Annotated in this window: 17 protein-coding genes; 8 read left to right on the top strand and 9 right to left on the bottom strand. The window is 62.7% G+C overall.

The window, feature by feature from the left end:
* Nucleotides 1–690: 690 nt before the first annotated feature.
* From BLA15945_RS24020 to BLA15945_RS24010, 3 genes are all read right to left on the bottom strand, one after another.
* Nucleotides 691–1,272 (bottom strand): fasciclin domain-containing protein, encoded by a 582-nt coding sequence (locus BLA15945_RS24020; protein ID WP_174993515.1) that lies wholly within the window; start codon nucleotides 1,270–1,272, stop codon nucleotides 691–693.
* Nucleotides 1,273–1,395: 123 nt separating this feature from the next.
* A complete protein-coding gene (locus BLA15945_RS24015) occupies nucleotides 1,396–2,118 on the bottom strand; it encodes an anti-sigma factor (RefSeq protein ID WP_174993514.1) in 723 nt (240 codons plus the stop codon).
* A complete protein-coding gene (locus tag BLA15945_RS24010; protein WP_059233787.1) occupies nucleotides 2,115–2,708 on the bottom strand; it encodes a sigma-70 family RNA polymerase sigma factor in 594 nt (197 codons plus the stop codon). The genes BLA15945_RS24015 and BLA15945_RS24010 overlap by 4 nt, the downstream gene beginning before the upstream one ends.
* 2,033 nt (nucleotides 2,709–4,741) lie before the next feature.
* Between BLA15945_RS24010 and BLA15945_RS24005 the strand changes: the two genes are divergently transcribed.
* The 4 genes from BLA15945_RS24005 (at nucleotide 4,742) to BLA15945_RS23990 (ending at nucleotide 6,440) form a co-directional block, all read left to right on the top strand.
* Nucleotides 4,742–5,026, top strand: a complete 285-nt coding sequence (locus BLA15945_RS24005; protein ID WP_174993513.1) for a hypothetical protein — start codon at nucleotides 4,742–4,744, stop codon at nucleotides 5,024–5,026.
* 47 nt (nucleotides 5,027–5,073) lie between these two features.
* Complete coding sequence (locus BLA15945_RS24000) at nucleotides 5,074–5,283, top strand: hypothetical protein (RefSeq protein WP_081051811.1); 210 nt, start codon at nucleotides 5,074–5,076, stop codon at nucleotides 5,281–5,283.
* Between the two features lie 33 nt (nucleotides 5,284–5,316).
* The gene (gene rpsU / locus BLA15945_RS23995; RefSeq protein ID WP_059233790.1) at nucleotides 5,317–5,529 is read left to right on the top strand and encodes a 30S ribosomal protein S21; all 213 of its coding nucleotides are present in this window, start codon (nucleotides 5,317–5,319) and stop codon (nucleotides 5,527–5,529) included.
* Between the two features lie 593 nt (nucleotides 5,530–6,122).
* A complete protein-coding gene (locus BLA15945_RS23990) occupies nucleotides 6,123–6,440 on the top strand; it encodes a hypothetical protein (RefSeq protein WP_174993512.1) in 318 nt (105 codons plus the stop codon).
* A gap of 54 nt (nucleotides 6,441–6,494) precedes the next feature.
* On the opposite strand, the gene BLA15945_RS23985 is transcribed toward BLA15945_RS23990, so the two are convergent.
* Nucleotides 6,495–6,710 carry a hypothetical protein gene (locus tag BLA15945_RS23985; RefSeq protein ID WP_174993511.1) on the bottom strand — a complete coding sequence of 72 codons (216 nt, stop codon included), beginning with the start codon at nucleotides 6,708–6,710 and terminating at the stop codon, nucleotides 6,495–6,497.
* A gap of 199 nt (nucleotides 6,711–6,909) precedes the next feature.
* On the opposite strand from BLA15945_RS23985, the gene BLA15945_RS23980 reads away from it, so the two are divergent.
* The gene (locus BLA15945_RS23980; RefSeq protein WP_174993546.1) at nucleotides 6,910–7,194 is read left to right on the top strand and encodes a hypothetical protein; all 285 of its coding nucleotides are present in this window, start codon (nucleotides 6,910–6,912) and stop codon (nucleotides 7,192–7,194) included.
* A gap of 52 nt (nucleotides 7,195–7,246) precedes the next feature.
* Here BLA15945_RS23980 and BLA15945_RS23975 read toward each other — a convergent pair whose 3' ends face one another.
* Complete coding sequence (locus BLA15945_RS23975; protein WP_059236703.1) at nucleotides 7,247–7,486, bottom strand: hypothetical protein; 240 nt, start codon at nucleotides 7,484–7,486, stop codon at nucleotides 7,247–7,249.
* Between the two features lie 564 nt (nucleotides 7,487–8,050).
* Here BLA15945_RS23975 and BLA15945_RS23970 point away from each other — a divergent pair.
* Nucleotides 8,051–8,377 carry an EthD family reductase gene (locus BLA15945_RS23970; RefSeq protein WP_059233792.1) on the top strand — a complete coding sequence of 109 codons (327 nt, stop codon included), beginning with the start codon at nucleotides 8,051–8,053 and terminating at the stop codon, nucleotides 8,375–8,377.
* Nucleotides 8,378–8,618: 241 nt separating this feature from the next.
* On the opposite strand, the gene BLA15945_RS23965 is transcribed toward BLA15945_RS23970, so the two are convergent.
* A complete protein-coding gene (locus BLA15945_RS23965; RefSeq protein ID WP_174993510.1) occupies nucleotides 8,619–10,241 on the bottom strand; it encodes an NAD(P)/FAD-dependent oxidoreductase in 1,623 nt (540 codons plus the stop codon).
* Nucleotides 10,242–10,550: 309 nt separating this feature from the next.
* On the bottom strand, nucleotides 10,551–11,354 hold the full coding sequence (locus BLA15945_RS23960) for an inositol monophosphatase family protein (RefSeq protein WP_006493635.1): 804 nt from the start codon (nucleotides 11,352–11,354) through the stop codon (nucleotides 10,551–10,553).
* A 282-nt stretch (nucleotides 11,355–11,636) separates the two neighbouring features.
* On the opposite strand from BLA15945_RS23960, the gene BLA15945_RS23955 reads away from it, so the two are divergent.
* Together BLA15945_RS23955 and cysE are read left to right on the top strand one after the other, a co-directional pair.
* Nucleotides 11,637–12,461, top strand: coding sequence for an RNA methyltransferase (locus BLA15945_RS23955; protein ID WP_174993509.1), 825 nt, complete (start codon nucleotides 11,637–11,639; stop codon nucleotides 12,459–12,461).
* Nucleotides 12,462–12,736: 275 nt separating this feature from the next.
* Nucleotides 12,737–13,540: a serine O-acetyltransferase gene (gene cysE, locus BLA15945_RS23950; protein WP_059233795.1), complete on the top strand. Its 804-nt coding sequence runs from the start codon at nucleotides 12,737–12,739 to the stop codon at nucleotides 13,538–13,540.
* Between the two features lie 57 nt (nucleotides 13,541–13,597).
* On the opposite strand, the gene BLA15945_RS23945 is transcribed toward cysE, so the two are convergent.
* Both BLA15945_RS23945 and BLA15945_RS23940 read right to left on the bottom strand, forming a co-directional pair.
* Entirely contained in the window at nucleotides 13,598–14,398 is an 801-nt protein-coding gene (locus BLA15945_RS23945; RefSeq protein ID WP_174993508.1) for a UDP-2,3-diacylglucosamine diphosphatase, read from the bottom strand.
* A gap of 23 nt (nucleotides 14,399–14,421) precedes the next feature.
* Entirely contained in the window at nucleotides 14,422–14,913 is a 492-nt protein-coding gene (locus BLA15945_RS23940; protein WP_011352518.1) for a peptidylprolyl isomerase, read from the bottom strand.
* Nucleotides 14,914–14,982 lie beyond the last annotated feature (69 nt).

The raw sequence follows: 14,982 nt of genomic DNA, 5'->3' as shown, positions 1-14,982 counted from the left end.
ACCCACTCACTTCCCGTCGGCCGACGCCGCTACCAGCCAGGAGCGGTCAGCCGGCATCGAGGTCTAGATCGTTGACAATTGGCGTGCCCCTTCGCTGAGGGGCGATCGCGGAAAGCGAATTGAGGCGGTATGGGACAGAAGCTGGGCGGTACTGAGTTGGAGCTATACCGACGAGTCGATGAGGTTCTGTACTACGTATGGGACCCTATCGGTGTTGCACCAAATGCTGTTACACGTGACGAATACCAAAGTTATTTGCCGGAAGTGTTCTCAATGTTGCAGGGGGGAGCGGACGTCTCATCCATCGCGGCATACTTGGATAACGTTGCCACTGAGAGGATGGGTCTGAACGGGAATCCGGGACATTCCACGCGAGTTGCCGAATTCCTGCTCGACTGGAAAGCCGAGATTTACCGGGTGCGATAAGCGCCGATTCGGAAAAACTTCAGCGTAGGTCTTGGCGTAGGTTTGCGCGTTGAGCCTTGTCAGTTAAGGCGCAGGTACTGCTGCATCATCGGGGGGGCGGTTGCAGGTACGGCGGCGGTTTATGTGCTCATGTGGCCGGGGAAAGGTGCTTTGGCTGCTTCTGTTTGCCAGCGGCTAATGTGGTCGGGCACGCTCGTATCGGGAACGGGGCGACATATTGGAGATCAGTCGATCGCGGCCCGTTCCCTTGGCACTTTACGGGTATCACGGCAACAGTACAGTATCGACCACGTGAATCACTCCGTTGGACTGCATGACGTCGCCGATCGTCACATGTGCGACATTGCCCTTGTCGTCGGTGATAGCCCATCCCTTTGCGTCATGGCTGACGATCAGCGAGTCACCCTCGATCGTCTTCAGCATTGCCTTTCCGCCGCCTTGGTCAACCGCCACGGCCAGATCATGTGCGGTGAGGCGTCCGGGTACGACGTGATACGTGAGTATCTTGACCAGCGTCGCCTTGTTTTCCGGCTTAAGTAATGTCTGCACCGTTCCGGTCGGTAGCGCGGCGAATGCCTCGTTAGTTGGCGCGAAAACCGTGAACGGGCCCTTGCTCGACAAGGTATCGACCAGTCCGCCGGCCTTCACGGCTGCAACCAGCGTCGTGTGGTCGTTCGAGTTCACAGCGTTCTCGACGATATTCTTCGACGGATACATCGCTGCGCCGCCCACCTCCACGGTTTTTTCCATGGACATCGAACCCGCGTTAGAGGCATGTGTAGCGCCCAGGGCGATCGCCAGCGTGAGCATCATGGCGGTCATTCTCAGTTTGCTGCAGGATTCCATCTGGGTTCTCCCGAAAGATCGATGCTTCCGGCTGGAAGCAATCGAAGATACGAGACGAACCCGGAGACGGATGCATGCGTCCTTGCTAATCCGCGACTGCGATGGACGGCCCGTGTGCCTGGCCTATACGCCGCCGATGGCACCTTGTGCGAGCACTGGGCCAGTCGGTTGCCCGGTCGACGAGCCGCCGCGCGGTTCAAGCGACACGGCCAGCACTGCGTGGGCATCAAGCGAGGCGAGCGTCGCTTTCGAAATCGCCACGACGGTCGGACGGTCTGCGGCGATCAAGCCGAGGGAAGCGGGTTGCCCACCTGGTGCAATCAACCACAGTTCGGTAGAGCGATTGGCCACGAAGGGGATATTGCCAGCTGGCGCAACGAGCATGCGCGCGTGCTCCACATCGACGATCGCGGTCCAGCCGGCGGTGCCACCTTCACGGATGAGGCTTGCAATCCTGTAGCCATCGTGACCGGTTTCCGTAACGGTGGGTGCGCGGGGCGGTAGAACGAGCAGGACGGCTAGTGCAACAGCCGCGATGCTTGAACCGATACCGATCCAGCGCCAGCCACGCAGATTGTTCCAGAAACCGGCTCGTGGTCGGGGCCGGTTGGCGGGTGCCAATCCCAAGTCTTTCTGGACGCGTACCCACACGTACGACGGAGGCTCGATGTCGACAATATCGTCGTTTAGCGGCATCAAATAGTTTTGCCAGTTGACAACACTCGTGGCCAGTTGGGGATCGCGCTGCATGGCCTGTTCGAACTGCCAGCGCTCCGTCCCGTCGAGCACGCCCAACACGTATTCGGCACAACGAATGTCATTCGGGCCGGAAAGTGGGGTGTTCATCGTTCGAGGCAAGCTTTGAGTTGGAGCAAACTGCGCCTAATCCAGCTTTTCAACGTACCGAGCGGAACACGAAGGCGGTCAGCCAGTTCCGCATACGTTGCGCCCGAAAAGAATGCCTCTCGCACGACGCTCCGCTGCGTGACCGGCAGATTTTCCAGGCAATGCTCCAGCCGTCGCCGTTCCTCGCTGCTTTCAGCCACTGTGACGGGTGACGGTCGTTCGTCGACCGCTTCTTCCATCGTCGACTCGTCGACGCGCACCTCGCGGTGACGTCGAAGGCAGTCGATCGCCCGATTGCGCGCGATGGCCCCCAGCCATGTAATTGCGCTGGCCAGTGCCGGATCGAACGTCCCGGCCCGATGCCATACCGTGACATAGACCTCCTGCAACACCTCCTCGGCTTCACCGCGATCTCGCAGCATCGTCACGCACACTCCGAACATTTTTGCAGAGGTGCGGCGGTAGAGGATGCTGAACGCATCTTGATCGCCGGTACCCACGTCGAGGAGAAGCCGGTTGAGTTCTTCGCGCCGGCGGTTCTCGGAATCGCCGGTCGACCTATCACCTTCAGACGCGAGATTGCTTCTCATGTGCACTGTATGCTCCACCGGGTGGTCTGAATCCGTAGCGGCCTTTGAGGTGTCACGAAGTCGGGAACGATAGCAATGGTCTGCACCTGCCATCGTATCGCGATCCCAGGACCGCTCCGAGCCAGTCAGCTCATGTACGTTCAAGGTCGGTGATTGGATGCACGCGCCGGAGAAAAATGAGTCGGCGCCGAGTCAGGCGCAATCCAACAGCAGTGCGGAATGTTGAGTGGAGACTTTTGCGAAGAAGCGATCGCGTGAGACAAGGACCTGCCGTCTGAATATCAAGCGTAGGTTTGCGCAGATGGTCTTGTCAGATAAGCCGCAGGTACTGCTGCATCATTGGAGTGACGTTTGCAGCGACTGCGATAGGGTTGGTGCTCATTTGACGGGAAAAAGTTGCTTTGCGCGCCGGAATGTTCCAGTGCCTTCGCCCAAATTTCAGAACCCCTGCCCCACGTTTCATAGCGCGAATGCAACCCGCAACGTAGTGCTAACCCCGAGGGGCGGGTTGCGGTCGACGGTCTAGATTGTGTCTGTATGGACGCGTTATCGCGCGTGCGCATGCCCCTGAAGCTGATCGCATAGAAGACGTAAGGAGGCGATATGGGTCGTTCTGCGACGAAACGTTTAGCCGTTGGAGCAATGCTAGTCGTCGCATTGCCGTTCGCGTGGTCAGCGGGCCTGGTCGATCTGCCTCAACCTTCGGGGCACGGACCAATTTTGGGCCATCCGGTGGTCAAGCCAAAAAAAATGCACGCGCAGCAGAAGGGGTTGCTCAATGGCGAACGCCTTGGGGGGCCTCAAACGCCGACACCCGATCCGGATCACGGTGGTGCATCAAATGGTCCGCACGATCCGCCACATCCGCCGGAGCCACCGAGGCCGCAAGAATAGGATTGATGCCCGAAGATGAGGGACAGTTGGCTACCGACTCAGTCGGTTTTTTGCTTCAATGGCGAACCGCTCGGGAAGTACGCGGCTGGGCCAAATTAGCCCCTCGAATTCCTGGAGGATGTGAGCGCCGCGGATGGGGTCGCCGCATTGGTACGCCTCCAGCGACATCTCAAGCATTGTTCTCAGAAGAGGGAGGCAATCTGAGGAAACCTTGGGCACGACAACAGGCAAGGCGCTTAGCAACTCGACAAAAGCCTTCTCAAGCGTCATTTGCTCGTCCGCTGACAAATAGTCTTCTGCGGGGAAGTCGTCTGGGGCAGACAACAAAACGTAGCTTTTGAAGTCGTGATACCGGGTCAGGGGGGGCTGCCATGTTCGTGTTGGTCGCCTGGAAAGGGAAGCGCGATGTCCTTGGTATGCCCGACCGGCACACGGTGGTCGAATGAATGCCGTTAGATCGAACGACCCGGCGTAGGTTGAAGCGTAGCTTTTGCGATAGGGCCTTATCAGATAAGGCGCAGGTACTGCTGCATCATGGGAGTGGCGGTAGCGGGTACTGCGGCAGAGGCGTGCTCATGTGACCGCGAAAAGTTGCTTGGGCTGCCCAAGTTGATCAGTGGCCCGTACGGCACTGCTCGAAGTTCGACGCCCGGTCAGTTGTAGGCGATTGCGACCGACCGTTGGCGGTGGCCGCACGGATTGCCCGCAACCCGGGGTTGAGCAGGGCGAGCGCGTGCTCAAGCCTCATCGACGACAGTGATCGACATGTTCAGCGCGTCGGCTGCACTCGGCGTGGCCTTCATCCGGTCAACAGGCCACGGCGTAAGCGCCTCGGTGAACGAGGGCGCGACGGCATGTGGTGTCCCATTGGCGCGGTGCGGCAAGGCACTTCGTCATCCGCCGGGTCGCAGTCGAAATAAGATGGACGCCCAATCGACGATGCGCGTATGATGGTTTCGTTCGAGCACCCGTTTGCCGTTTGACCGCTCGCCCTCCACCTGCCACCGTGTTGCGTCGCGCATTTCCTCGCTCGCAACGTTTGTCCCTTTCACCCCGACCCGTCGCGCCATGCATCAGGCGATGCTGGCTGCATACGCTCGTCCTTGCGAGTCGCCGCAATCGATCGCTGGGAGTTCATTGTGAGCATGCATATCTACCGTGGATTCGAGATCTATCCACTGATTTACCCGCACGTGCCTGCGTTGGATGGCTGCCCGCATAACTACGATGCCGGCTTCGATGCAGCGGTCAAGATCTGTCTTCGCGGCACCACCGACACGCTGACGCAGAGCCAGACGTTCAGGCTTCTCGACGACGGCCCGTTCGATACCGCCGGTAACGCACGTCGTGCGTCGCTGCGCTATGCCGAGAGCGTCATTGACGACAATCGCGAGAAACAGGGCTTTTTTTCGAGCGCCCTCTAACGCGACTCGCTATGGCAACGTGACCTGCGAGCAATTTGGAGGACGAAATGATTGTCGACGAACTTCTTGATCTGATCAGCCGGTGCAAGGTCGCTCGGAGCGGCGCTGTACTGCCCGCCGGAGTGACGCATTCTGCGCTGTGCCATCAACAAGAGCTGCAGATGTTTGCGGCTGTGCGTGCATTTTCAATTGGAGCCGGGTATTCGGAGTTCGAATCTGACGAGATAGCCAGCACCGTCATGACACGACTCGGCTAGTTTTCCAGTCAAACGTTTTCAAACAGGAGCTACATGACAACCGTCACACTGAAGGTCAATGAACCAATCGATGTCGCGCTGCGGCGATTCCGGCGCGGTATTGAGAAGACCGGGTTGATTCGGGAGTTGCGCAGTCGCACGAGCTATGAAAAGCCCACGACGGAACGCAAGCGGAAAAAAGCCAGTGCCGTTGCCAGGCAGCGCTTACGGGCGAAGCGCATGCTGCCGCCCCGCAAGATGTTCTAGACGAACATCGTGCACGACGTGCCGGCCGAGGGGCCTTCTCACGTCGCCATCTTGACCCCCAGCATGAGGTAAGGCGGCTGGACGACGCAGGTGGCATGCCGGCCGGCCGCCTCGCAGCGGCAAGAAGAATGATTGGCGCGCCCGTCGCGCCGTGCGGCAGTGACACTGCTCGAAACTGACTCGCGCATCGCCTTTCGATTGAGCGCATGTGCGCTCGACGTGCGGCGCGTCAAGATGAAGATCGTAATCAGAAGGCGACAAACATGAGCTGGTACTGCGACATGGAACGCGAGTTAGCCCATATCAGACGATCGATCGGGATGCTTGAGCAAGCGCAACACGCGTTCGTCAACAGATCGTCCGTGAGCGATCCAGCGTATTGGCGAGTCAAGCTCATCAGGCTCCGCACACAATCCGTGCGAAACAAGGTCCTCGCACTCCAAGTGGACGAGCTTTGGGGTCGCCTCGACCGCATTCACGATTCGCGCGGCCGAAAATAGGAACCTGCGCCATCACGCTCATCTTTTTATCGGGTGCGCTCGCATTGAAGGCCGCAGTTCAAGGGAGTCGCATTCGATCGTCGGAGCAACATCATGATTGACGCTAACCCAAGCAACACGTTTCGACACCTTCCACTCTCGCCCGAGCAAGACGCGGAAATCCGGCACTACATAAAGAAGAAAGAGCATAAGGGTGAGCAATGGGACACCCTCGAGTTGGCGATGATGCTCGGAGACATGCTTTCCCCTCCGCCAAGCGACGATGACAAGCCGGAGGCTACCGTCGAAGAAGCGAAGCTGGCCTGCGAATATGCATTGGCTTCGATCAACGAAGTCATGGAATCCGTATCCGCAAGTGAAGAGCGACTCGCCGCGATGGAAGCCGAGGAAATGAAGCACCCCAGGCGGTAACGCATCCACGATGCCCGAAGCTCAAGCCGCAGTTGCGCTACCTCCCTTGTGTCTTCAGCCGGGCTGAGCGGCCAGCCATCCTTGTGCCCATTGCGTCGCGTACGCAATCGCATCGTCGCGCGCGTCGCTACCCGCCAGATCGCCGCTGGAATGCACCTCGCTCTCACCTCCGTCCAGCAGTGTCGTCGTAATTCTCGCGTGTGCGATGTACTCTCCGTCGGCCCTGCGGGGCGTCGGGTCGATGCGGAATCGGGGTGTATTGAAGCGCATTTGCTCCTCCCTGTTTGGTTGTCACGAGCGGAGAGGCCGTTGGGGCAGCGCAAGCAGAAGCGTCCGCCATCGAGAAGCGCCGCGATCTGGCCAGTTTCACCATCCGGCCGCGGTCGCGCACTGCTCGAGTCAGTAACGTCACCGGCAAGGCGAACGGTCAGACCGCGTAGCGATGACAATGAAAGAAACAGATCCGCTCATGAAAATTGACCACCGCTCGATACCCTATTACCTGATCCTCCGCGGTGGCTGGTCGACCTATGTGCTCAATGCGGACCGTGTCGTTCTTCGTCGTGAGGCAAGTCCGCTGTTGCGTGCCTTTGCGCGAACGCGCGGCGAATTTGCAAGTATTGACGGCGTCGTATGGAACACCTTCTCCGATGCGGAGGGCCTTTCTGTCGTCGAGCGGCGGGAGACGCGGTGCTATGCGCTGGTTAAGGGAACCGAAACCGAGCACCAGTTGCGATTGTTGACGACCCTCTGACGTCAACGCGCGGGTGAGTCTTGTACGGTCCGACGAACGAGCAAGCTGAAGTTCAGTGCGCCCAGCGCTGACCACGCCGCTCGATCGCCGCCACGACAACATTGAGTACGTGACGGGCAACACCCTCATCAGCCATGCCGGCATCAAAGTACTGGCGGACGTTCATGATTTTTGACTGATGGGAACCGTCATCATTGTCCACGACAAAAATACTGGCCGTTCCAGCATCAGCCATCAAGACAACCTGGATAGTCTTGCCGCACACGATCGCTTGCAGGTTTGAGGAAGCCATGGATGTGTCCGGCAGGGGCATTGGGGTCTCAAGTATGCTCGCCGGCAGTCGGGCAAATTCGCCTATATCCACCACGTTTCCAGTCGATTCATGGCCAATTCGTACGCCGTGAGTGTGTTTGACTTATGCGGCTGTCATGCCTTGTCTGGCTTGGCGCAGGGACTGCTGCATCGTTGGGGGTGGCCGGCGATGGCTTCGGGCGACAGCGTGGTCACAGGTCGGGCATGAAGTTGTTGCTTGGGTTGCCCGGGTTTGCCAATGGCTTCGATGCAGGCGCGCGAAGTGGGCCGTTTGGCCGGGTGTGGGTGATGGCGATCTGCCGCTATCTGAGGGGCGTACTCATCCCACTGCCGACCCACAAAGCGTCCGATGTCGCCGAACGGCTCCCGCATCGTTGGACTCCCAGCGCCGCCAAACTGGCAAGACGGGGTCACCGGTGCTTACAATCGGAAGAATGAGTATCCCGATTCTGGAAGAAGCCCTGGCCACGCCCTATATCGGCGACCTCGACGTCGTCTCGCGGGCGGCGCCGCCCCGATTACCGTACAGCAACAGGAGAACCCGATGATCAAAGTCAGTGTCATGTACCCGTACGCCGCAGGTGCGCGATTCGATCATGCGTACTACCGCGAGAGCCATATGCCAATGGTGAAACAGCGGCTCGGCGCTGCATGTCTGTATTACACGGTGGACAAGGGCATCGCAGGCGGTGCTCCGGGCGTTGATCCGGTTTACGTGGCCAAGTGCGACTTCGTCTGCACTTCCGTCGAAGCTTTCCAGGCGGCGCGCGACCCGCACGCGCAGGAGATCATGGCCGACATCGCCAATTACACGGATATCCAACCCGTGCTGCAAATCAGCGAAGTGGTGGTGGAGCGTTCGGAAGTCTGATCAAGGTTCGGAGATCGCCAGGCACCGCATCCGCATATGGCGCCCCTGCGGGACGAGACCCGAGTTTGCCAGTGGCTACGCCGTGCACGTGCGAAGTTCGCCGTTTGGCCAGGTTGCCGGAGCTTGCGCGATCGGGCAGCGGCCGTCCTCATGCCGCTGCCCGATCGCGTTCCCGGGTGACCATACGAAAGCCGGCGTCGCTCAGGTCACGGACCTGCACGCGCCGGCTCCGTACAGCACGTCAGGACGCGTGCGCCGGCGTCATGCTGAGCGCCACCGCCTGCGCGACCTCGATACCGTCAATGGCTGCCGAATAGATACCGCCCGCATAACCGGCGCCTTCGCCGGCGGGATAAAGCCCTTCGACGTTCATGCTCTGGTAATCGTCCTTGCGCCGAATCCGGATCGGCGACGACGTGCGCGTCTCCACGCCGGTCAGCACCGCATCGTGCATCGCGAAGCCGGAGATCTTCTTGTCGATCTCGGGCAGGGCTTCGCGGATGGCTTCGATCACGTAGTCAGGCAGCGCGGTGCTGAGGTCGGTCGGGTTCACGCCGGGCTTGTACGACGGCTCCACGGAGCCGAGCGACGTCGACGGCCGGCCTGCGATGAAGTCGCCGACCAGCTGGCCCGGCGCGCGGTAATCGCCGCCGCCGAGTTCGAACGCACGCTCTTCCCATTTGCGCTGGAACGCGATGCCCGCGAGCGGGCCGCCGGGGTAGTCGTCCGGCGTGATGCCGACCACGATGCCCGCATTCGCATTGCGCTCGGCGCGCGAATACTGGCTCATCCCGTTGGTGACCACGCGGCCGGGCTCGGAGGTCGCCGCGACCACCGTGCCGCCCGGGCACATGCAGAAGCTGTAGACGGCCCGTCCGTTACTGCTGTGGTGAACCACCTTGTAGTCGGCCGCGCCGAGCTGCTTGTGGCCCGCAAACTTGCCGAAGCGGCTGCGGTCGATCAGCCCCTGCGGATGTTCGATCCGGAAACCCAGCGAGAACGGCTTGGCTTCGATATAGACGCCGCGATCGTGCAGCATCTGGAACGTGTCGCGCGCGCTGTGGCCGACGGCCAGCACCACGCGGTCGCACCGCAGCGTTTCCCCGTTCGACAGCTTGAGCGCGCGCACCTTGCCCTGATCGATTTCGATGTCGTCGACGCGGGTTTCGAAGCGCACTTCGCCACCCAGTTCGTGAATCGACGCGCGCATTTTCTCCACCATGCTGACGAGGCGGAACGTGCCGATGTGCGGCCGGCTCAGATACAGGATGTCCTCGGGCGCGCCGGCCTTGACGAATTCGTCCAGCACCTTGCGGCCATAGTGGTTGGGATCCTTGATCTGGCTGTACAGCTTGCCGTCGGAAAACGTCCCGGCGCCGCCTTCGCCGAACTGCACGTTGGATTCGGGGTTGAGCACGCTCTTGCGCCACAGGCCGAAGGTGTCCTTGGTGCGCTCGCGTACGGCCTTGCCGCGCTCGAGGATGATGGGGCGGAACCCCATCTGCGCAAGGATCAGCCCGGCAAACAGGCCGCACGGCCCCATGCCGATGACGACCGGCCGCAGGAAATCGGCGTGCTCGGGCGCCTTCGTGACGAAGTGGTACGCCATGTCGGGCGTCACGCCGCAATGCGGCTTGCCGGCGATGCGCTTGCGCGCGGCCGCTTCGTCCTTGACCTCGAGATCGACGATATACGTGAGCTTGATGTCCGAACGCTTGCGCGCATCGTGCGCGCGGCGGAACACGGTGTAACGGAGGAGCTCGTCCGCCGCCACGCCAAGCTCGTCGAGGCGCGCGCGAATCGCGGCCTCGAGCGCGCTTTCGGGGTGGTCGAGGGGGAGTTTAATTTCGCTTAGCCGTAACATGGGGACTCGGATGCGATTGCCACGGCGTCGTGGCGGTGTTGATACGTGCGGGGGCCGGCAGACGGGCGGCGTCGTTCGCCGCGCGGGCATGCCGGACGCAAGCCATTCATTGTCGTTGCCGGCCAACCGGTATGGGCGGCGGCAATATGCCGACCCGCCCGAACGACTCAGGCACCTTCAGGATAGGCGCACGAAGCGCCCCTTGCGCACGGAAGATTTCCGGCCTCCCGGGCGACGGGCGGCGCGCGGTCACGACGATGCCTGCGAGCGGTTTGCGCGAAAGCCGCGCCATGCGGGCGCGGCCCGGGCTTACTCCGCTGCCGGGTGCACTCGGCTGTAGCGGTTCAGGATCGGGATCATCTGCGCGTAGATCTTCGGGTTCGCGGCGACGATCTCATGGCGATGCAGGAAATCGGCGTCGCCCGTGTAGTTGCCGACGAGGCCGCCGGCTTCGGTGATCAGCAGGCTGCCCGCGGCCATGTCCCACACGTTGATGCCTTGCTCGAAGAACGCGTCGAGGCGGCCGGCCGCGACGTTCGCGAGGTCGAGTGCCGCCGCGCCCGGGCGGCGCAGGCCCGTGCAGGCCTGCGTCATTTCGGTGAAGAGGCGTGCATACGCGTCGAGGCCGTCCTTTTCACGGAACGGGAAACCCGTGCCGACCAGTGCGTCCGCCAGGCGGTCGCGGCGGCCGACGCGGATGCGGCGGTCGTTCAGGTACGCGCCGCGGCCGCGGGTGGCCGTGAACAGGTCGTTCTTGTTCGGATCGTAGACGACGGCCTGCGTGACGACACCCTTGTGCTCGAGCGCGATCGACACGCAGTAGTACGGGAAGCCGTGGATGAAGTTGGTCGTGCCGTCGAGCGGATCGATGATCCACTTGAATTCGGATTCGTTGTCGGATTCGCCCGATTCTTCCGCGAGGATCGCGTGGTCGGGGTAGGCGGTCTTCAGCGTCTCGATGATCGCGTCTTCTGCGGCCTTGTCCACTTCGGTGACGAAGTCGTTCTGCTGCTTCTTGCGGATCTCGATCAGGTCGAGATCGAGGGACGCGCGATTGATGATCTGTCCGGCGCGGCGCGCAGCCTTGACAGCAATGTTGAGCATGGGATGCATGAGCCTGGATCCTGTAGCCGGCGGCACGGGCCGCCACGAAGTGGAACAACCGCCCGGAACGGCGCAAGCATGCCGGGCGAGATGAGACGCGAATTGACAAAGAGCGGGGTACGACCCGCGCCGTACAAGGTGCACGACGCGTAAAGGCATGATTTTACCCGATTTTCGGCAGTTTCAGGCAGCCGGAATACGGGGAAACCCCCACTGTCCGTCCGGACGAGTGGGTTTGCCGCGGCGATGGCGATACCATACTGCCATTCTGATGAACCGAGTCGTCACGTAGTGGAAACCCCGCAGAACACCGCCGCGCCGTCCGAGCCGGGCGCGGCCTCGTCCCGGCCGCCGTCCGGCGGCTTCACGTCCACCCGCTTCGTGCTCGTCGAGCCGAGCCATCCCGGCAATGTCGGGGCGGCCGCCCGCGCGCTGAAGACGATGGGCTTTTCGCGTCTCGTGCTGGTCGCGCCGCGCGTGCCGCACGTGCAGAGCGATCCCGAGGCGATCGCGATGGCCAGCGGCGCGGACGACGTCCTCGCATCCGCGCATGTCGTGCCGACGCTCGGCGACGCGCTGTCCGGCGTCCACTGGTCGATCGCGCTGACCGCGCGCACGCGCGAGTACGGGCCGCCGCGCCTCGCGCCGCGCGCGGCTGCCACGCAGGCGTGTGCGCAGGTCGGCACGGGCGACATCGCGCTCGTGTTCGGCAACGAGCGTACCGGTCTCGCGAACGAGCATGTCGAGCAGTGTAGCGCGCTCGCGCACATCCCGGCGAACCCGGCCTACAGTTCGCTGAATCTCGCGCAGGCCGTGCAGGTGCTCGCGTACGAGCTGCGCGTCGCGTTTCTCGAGCAGGCGAGCGGGCCGTTGGCGCAACCGTCGGCCGAAGCCGGCACGCTCGCGCAGAGCGACGAGATCGAGCGGATGTATATGCACCTCGAGAACGCGCTGATCGCGCTCGATTTCCTCGATCCACGCAATCCGAAGAAGCTGATGCCGCGGCTGCGGCGCCTGTTCGCGCGCACGGGCCTCGAGCGCGAGGAGGTCAACATCCTGCGCGGCGTCGCGAAGCACATCCTGCTGAAGTCGGGCAAGCCCGACGGCGACGCGTAGGCGGCCGGCGTACCGGCTGCCGGTCGTTCGGTCGCAGCCCGCGTGCCGCTTCGGGCTGGGCGGGTCCTGCGACGGCCGGCCGGAGCCGCCGGGTCCGGCGCATTCCACCCGGCCAATCCTCCCCGGAAGCCCGCTCCAGCCAGCCTCCCGCCCGAATACCCGTGCCGGCGGCGGGGTGAACACGCGACCGCGTGCGGCCGTGCGCGACTGGCCCTACAATCGCCGGACGTCATAAGCAAATTACCCGGCGCGATAACGGCCGGTCATTGCCGGCGATGCGCGCCGGCTTTTTCCCAGACCACATCATGTTCACGAGACTGCGCGAAGACGTTGCAACGATTCGCGAGCGGGATCCCGCCGCTCGCAGTGCGTGGGAAGTGCTGACCTGTTATCCGGGGCTGCATGCGCTCGTGCTGCACCGTTTCGCGCACGCATGCTGGCGCGCGAAGCGTTACTGGCTCGCGCGGTTCGCGTCGCAGGCCGGCCGGTTCATGACGGGTATCGAGATCCATCCCGGCGCGACGATCGGCCGGCGCGTGTTCATCGATCACGGCATGGGTGTCGTGATCGGCGAGACGGCGATCATCGGTGACGACTGCACGATCTATCAGGGCGTGACGCTGGGTGGCACGTCGCTCACGCGCGGCGCGAAGCGCCACCCGACGCTCGAAGCCGGCGTGATCGTCGGCGCGGGCGCGAAGGTGCTTGGCGGTTTCACGGTCGGGGCGGGGGCGAAGATCGGCTCGAACGCGGTGGTCGTGAAGCCGGTGCCGGCAGGCGGCACGGCGGTCGGCAATCCGGCGCGCGTCGTGATGCCGGCGCAGCCGAAGCCGCAGCCCGAGCGCGCGGCATTCTGCGCGTACGGGATCACGCCGAACGCCGACGATCCGATGTCGCTCGCGATCCACGGGCTGATCGATCACGCGGCGAAGGAAAGCCGCCGTGTCGACGAAATCGTCGCCGCGCTCGAGCGGCTCGGCACGCATCTGGAAACGCTGCAGGGCGCCGATGCGGCGCGTCTCGACCTGCGCAGGCTGTCGGCGGTGCTGGAAGGAAAGACGGTCGAACGTCAGGTGTAACGCGACGGGCGCCGATGGCTGCCGGTCGTGCGAAGTACGGCGGCAGCCGCGGCGGCGTCAGTCGAGCGGCATCGGGTGGATGCCTTCCGCGTCGACGCGCAGGTAGCCGCCGCGCGGCGTGCCGTGATCGAGATCCCAGTCGGGCAGCACCCAGCGAATGCCGCCGGGTTCCGTGTGGCAAGCGGGGCGGTGCGTATGACCGTGAATGATCACGCTCGCCCGGCTCTTCCGGAACAGTGCGGCCACACCTTCACGCGTGACATCGTAGATGGCCGAAGCAGGGCGCATCCGGCCTGCTTCGCTGTTCGAGCGCATGCGCTGCGCGAGCGCGCGGCGCATGCGGAATGGCCACGCGAGGAACAGCCATTGCGCGACCCGGTTGCGCGCGAAGCGGCGGAACACCTGGTAGCCGCGGTCGGCCGTGCATTGCGCGTCGCCGTGCGCGAGCACGATGCGCTGGCCGAACGCCATGATCAGCGACGGGTCGTGCAGCAGCATCGCGCCGGCTGCCTTCATGAAGCGCCGGCCGAGCAGGAAATCGCGATTGCCGTGCATCACGTAGAGCGCGATCCCGCGCTCGGAGAACGTGTGCATCAACGCGGCCATGCGTGCGGCGAACGGATCGTCGTCGAGGATGTCGTCGCCGATCCAGTATTCGAACAGGTCGCCGAGAATGAACACCGAGTCGGCGCTGTCGGCGGTGTATTTCACGAAATGCTCGAACGCGGCGACCGTCTTCGGAATCGCTTCGCTCAGATGCAGATCGGAGAGAAACAGGAACGGGCGTGCGGCTTGCGCGTACTCGCGCTCGCCGGGCACGCCCGCGGAGACGCTTCGCGGCGGACTCTCCTGCAACATCGAAGTGTCTCCGTAACCGTGCGTCAGACCACGACGGCCTTTTCGATCACGACGTCGTCGGCCGGCACGTCCTGGTGGAAGCCGGCGTTGCCCGTCTTGACGCCCTTGATCTTGTCGACCACGTCCTGACCTTCGACGACCTTGCCGAACACAGCGTAGCCCCAGCCCTGCGGCGTCGGCGACGAGTGGTTCAGGAAGTCGTTGTCGTTCACGTTGATGAAGAACTGGGCGGTGGCCGAGTGCGGATCGTTCGTGCGCGCCATCGCAACCGTGTAGTTGTCATTCTTCAGGCCGTTGTTCGCCTCGTTGTCGATCGGCGCGTCGGTCGGCTTTTGCTTCAGGCCCGGCTCGAAGCCGCCGCCCTGGATCATGAAGCCGTTGATCACGCGGTGGAACACGGTGCCGTCGTAGTGGCCCTTCTTCACGTAGTTCAGGAAGTTCTCGACCGTCTTCGGTGCCTTCGCGGCGTCGAGCTCGAGCTTGATCACGCCGTGGTTCGTATGCAGTTCAACCATGATGAATTCCTTCGGTGAGGCGGTTTAAATGGCACGCGGCCGGTCGTGCGACGCGGCCGCGTGTGGCGC

The organism is Burkholderia arboris (genome assembly GCF_902499125.1).
GTDB classification, from domain to species: domain Bacteria; phylum Pseudomonadota; class Gammaproteobacteria; order Burkholderiales; family Burkholderiaceae; genus Burkholderia; species Burkholderia arboris.
Note: the sequence above shows the minus strand (reverse complement) of the source record. Positions and strands in the feature narration are given on the sequence as shown.